The organism is Mesorhizobium sp. M2A.F.Ca.ET.037.01.1.1 (genome assembly GCF_003998075.1).
Taxonomy (GTDB): domain Bacteria; phylum Pseudomonadota; class Alphaproteobacteria; order Rhizobiales; family Rhizobiaceae; genus Mesorhizobium.
This window is the reverse complement of the sequence record NZ_RZSA01000692.1, coordinates 1-3,688: the sequence shown is the minus strand read 5'-3', so window position 1 is coordinate 3,688 and position 3,688 is coordinate 1. Positions and strand designations below refer to the sequence as shown.

At 63.2% G+C, this 3,688-nt stretch carries 4 protein-coding genes and 1 pseudogene; 1 reads left to right on the top strand and 4 read right to left on the bottom strand.

Features of this window, described 5'->3' with window-relative positions; all coding sequences use genetic code 11:
• On the top strand, positions 1-904 hold a 904-nt coding region (locus tag EOA27_RS27110; protein ID WP_145970557.1), incomplete at its 5' end, for an AI-2E family transporter.
• Here the strand turns inward: EOA27_RS27110 and EOA27_RS27105 are convergent.
• The 4 genes and pseudogenes from EOA27_RS27105 to EOA27_RS27090 all read right to left on the bottom strand — a co-directional run.
• Positions 892-1,788, bottom strand: coding sequence for a DMT family transporter (locus tag EOA27_RS27105; RefSeq protein ID WP_126082963.1), 897 nt, complete (start codon positions 1,786-1,788; stop codon positions 892-894). The two genes, EOA27_RS27110 and EOA27_RS27105, sit on opposite strands and share 13 nt — an antisense overlap.
• Positions 1,789-1,912: 124 nt before the next feature.
• The gene (locus EOA27_RS27100; RefSeq protein WP_042640082.1) at positions 1,913-2,677 is read right to left on the bottom strand and encodes an arginyltransferase; all 765 of its coding nucleotides are present in this window, start codon (positions 2,675-2,677) and stop codon (positions 1,913-1,915) included.
• Positions 2,678-2,825: 148 nt separating this feature from the next.
• A complete protein-coding gene (locus EOA27_RS27095; protein ID WP_126082962.1) occupies positions 2,826-3,296 on the bottom strand; it encodes an RDD family protein in 471 nt (156 codons plus the stop codon).
• Positions 3,297-3,343: 47 nt separating this feature from the next.
• A pseudogene (locus EOA27_RS27090) lies at positions 3,344-3,688 on the bottom strand (hypothetical protein); the annotation flags it as partial.

The window sequence follows — 3,688 nt, the reverse complement described above, 5'->3', positions numbered from 1 at the left end:
GGCCGGCACCTACGCCATCAACGAGCTGCGCGAGTGGGTCACCTGGGCGATCGAGACCAACCGGCATGGCGCGGTGACGCCGGGCTGGATTGCCACCATGCCGGTCATCGGCGAGTGGCTGAACGGGCAGTGGACATCCTATCTTGGCCATCCCGGTGGCATCGGTGAAGTGATCCAGGCGGTCAGCGGCTCCAATATCGGAAACATCTATCGCGGAGCTTTGGCTGCTGGCGGCAGTGCGTTCAGCCTGCTGCTGATGCTTCTGTTCATGATGATCGCGCTGTTCTTCGCCTATCGCGACGGCGAGTCTTTCGCGGCCCAGGTCGATCGCTTGGGCGAGCGCATCCTGCCGACGCGCTGGGAGCGCATCTCGCGCGTCGTGCCGGCGACCATCTCCTCGACCGTGACGGGTATGACCATCATCGCCATCGGCGAAGGCCTTGTGCTGGGCATCGCCTACTGGCTCGCCGGCGTGCCGTCGCCGGTGACACTTGGCGCGCTCACCGGCATCATGGCGCTGATCCCCGGCGGCGCGCCGCTCTCCTTCACCCTGGTTTCGATCTACCTCGCGGCCAGCGGCAAGCTGTTCGCCGGCCTTGCGCTGTTCACATGGGGCGCGGTCGAGCTCTTCATCGTCGACAAGACGCTGCGGCCCAAGCTGGTAGGCGGGCCGATCAAGCTGCCTTTCCTGCCGACCTTTTTCGGCCTGATCGGCGGCGTCAAGACGATGGGCTTCCTCGGCCTGTTCATCGGCCCGGTGCTGATGGCCCTGCTCGTCGCCATCTGGCGCGAATGGCTGCGCGAGGTGGAATTGATGGACGAGATTCCCCCGGTCGCCGATCACACCGGCGCGCCGTCCCAGATCGAGGCGGCGGCCGAGCCAAGGAAGATTCAGGCCGGGTGAACCACGGCAAGCGCCGCCCGCCTCTTGCGGCCCTCATGCAATTGCCACAGCGAATGCGCCACCAGCGTCACGATCAGGATCGTGCCGCCGATCAGGCTGTTGCGCGTGGGAGCCTCGGCGAAGATCAGCCAGACCCAGATCGGCGCCAGCACGGTCTCCAGAAGATAGAACATCGCCACCTCCGGCCCCGAAATGTATTTCGGCCCATTGGCCAGGCAGAAAAACGAGATCGGCATGATCACGGCGCCGTTGAAGATGATCCACCACGGCGCGTTCACGTGGAATCCTTCGCCCGAAACCATGAAGGCGGCGAGCGCCAGCGGCAGGATGACGCCGACCAGCCCGGTGAAGCCCATGTCCTTGCCGCTGGCGCGCGAGATGGTGATGGCGAGCGCAACGAAGAAGGCCGAGCAAAGCGCCATGAAATCGCCGAACAGATGCCCGGTTCCGACCGAGCCGCCGACAATGATCAGCACGCCGATTATCATCGCCAACATGGCGATTACGGTCGCAATCCGCGGTCGTTCCTTGAGGAAGAGCCACGACAGCAGCGCCGCGAAAACGGTGTTGAAGGCCAGGATGAAGACAAGGTCGGCGGTCGATGTATGATAGACGGCCGTGACGAAGCTTATGCCGGTCAAACCGTAGCAGACAGCAACGGCGAGCCCCGACCAGCCCGGGATGAGCTTCGGCGCGTTCCTGTCCAGCGACCTCCAGATCGCCCACATCACCAGCCCCGCCAGCAAGGTGGTGCCGGTTCGCAGCAGCATGATCGTCCAGGGTGCGCCGTCGGCAAGCCGGATCAGCGGTATGTCGACGGTCAGCGTGAGGCCACCGATGGCGGTGATCAGCAGACCTTTTTGGTGGTCGGTATGGGTGGGCATGCGGGCAATCTCGCAAGCAACTTGAGGGGACGCAAAGCGGCCGTGACGCGGTCGTTCCAGCCTGCCGGCCGAAAGACCAGCGTCCTCCTCCTTGAAACAGTTTAAGGGTGAAGCGTTGGGCGGCTCAGCGACTGACCGCTTCGTGGTCGTAGCGTTCCCAGCCCTTCGGGCCGAGATGCTCCTGCGGCATGAATCGCATCTTATAGTTCATCTTGCGCGAGCCGTTGACCCAGTAGCCGAGATAGACGTGGGGCAAGCCCATCGCCTTGGCACGGGCGATGTGGTCGAGGATCATGAAGGTGCCGAGCGAACGGTCCTCGAGGTCGGGATTGAAGTAGGAATAGACCATCGACAGGCCGTCGGCCATCTTGTCGGTGAGCGCCACGGCGATCAGTTCGCCCTGGCCTTTGCCGGTTATGAAGGTATCAGGACCACGACGCCGGTATTCGATGATCTTGGTGTCGACATGCGTGTCCTCCACCATCATCGCATAGTCGAGCACGGTCATGTCCGACATGCCGCCACGGCGATGGCGGGCGTCGAGATAGCTGCGGAAGAGAGAGTATTGCTCGGTCGAGGGCTGCGCGTCATGCATGGCGCCGACGAGATCGGCATTGTGCTGGATGACGCGGCGCATGTTGCGGCTGGGATCGAATTCCTGCGCCAGGATGCGCACCGACACGCAGGCGCGACAGGACTCGCAAGCCGGACGGTAGGCGATGTTCTGCGAGCGCCGGAAGCCGCCTTGCGTCAGCAGGTCGTTCATCTCCGGCGCCTTGTCGCCGACAAGGTGCGTGAACACCTTGCGCTCGAACTGTCCCTCCAGGTAGGGACACGGCGACGGCGCGGTCAGGAAGAACTGCGGCGACTGTGTCGGATGCTGCGTCATCTAATCTTGGAAACGCTCCTGCGAATCGCCCTACCTTTGGCCCGGCCGGCGAAAAATTCAACAGGATTGTGCGGGCGCGGCGGCCCAAGCCTGTTCATATTTGGGCACAGGCGGCGCGGCGGTTCGATGGACGCGACCCTGGACACCGTCAGATGTCGGTGCGGGTGACCACGGTGCCGAGCAAAAGGTCGTGCAGCGTGCGCTTGCGGTCGGAAAACAGCGTGACCAGCAGCACCAGCGGCGTCACGATGACGTTGGCAGCCCAGAACAGAACGGAATGCACCACCGCCGTCATGCCGTCGATACGGCTGCCGTCGAGCTTCTCCAGGCGGATGCCCATGATCTTCATGCCGGTTGTCGCTTGGTCGCGGCTGCCCAAGGTATTCCAGATGTAGAGGATGGCGACCATCGGCACCAGCACCGAAAACAGCGCCCAGCCGAGGCCGAAGGTCAAAAGCCCGAGAATGGCCACCAGTATGGCAAAGGGAATGGTCAGCAGCGCGACGAAGAAATAGTCGAGCAGGAAGGCAAAGATCCGCCTTGTCCGCACCCCGCGATAGGCGCGGGTGTCCTCGAACCTGGTCGTAATGATCTCACCATCCAAAACGCGTGCGTTCATGTCCGTTCCTCGATCGCCGCATCCGCATAAGGATGCCTGCCCCATTCTCAAATGGTGAGAGTGGCCCGGAATTCAAGGAACGTGCCAGCGGGCGGGCGGCGTGATCTCAGAAAATGCCGGGACAGAGCCTGTAGCGAACCCGCCCGAGATAGTGGCGATATTCTTCCGTCAGCTGCCGCACGTAGCGGTAGGCCCCCGCCGGTGACGACGCCGCGATTGGCGGGCAGGATGGCGAAGGACCGGCCGAGCGACATCTTGCCCCAGATCACCAGCCACAAGGCCAGCAACTGCAGTGGCGCCGCGATAGACAACGGAATGATGGCGGCGCCCTCCTGAAGCGAGACGAAGCCCGAGCCGAAACCCGCCGTCAGCGAAATGAATACCGTGAAAGG

Excerpts from the sequence above, each read along its gene's own strand:
- EOA27_RS27105 (WP_126082963.1), bottom strand. The coding sequence starts at position 1,788 with ATGCCCACCCATACCGACCACCAAAAAGGTCTGCTGATCACCGCCATC.
- EOA27_RS27100 (WP_042640082.1), bottom strand. The coding sequence starts at position 2,677 with ATGACGCAGCATCCGACACAGTCGCCGCAGTTCTTCCTGACCGCGCCG.
- EOA27_RS27095 (WP_126082962.1), bottom strand. The coding sequence starts at position 3,296 with ATGAACGCACGCGTTTTGGATGGTGAGATCATTACGACCAGGTTCGAG.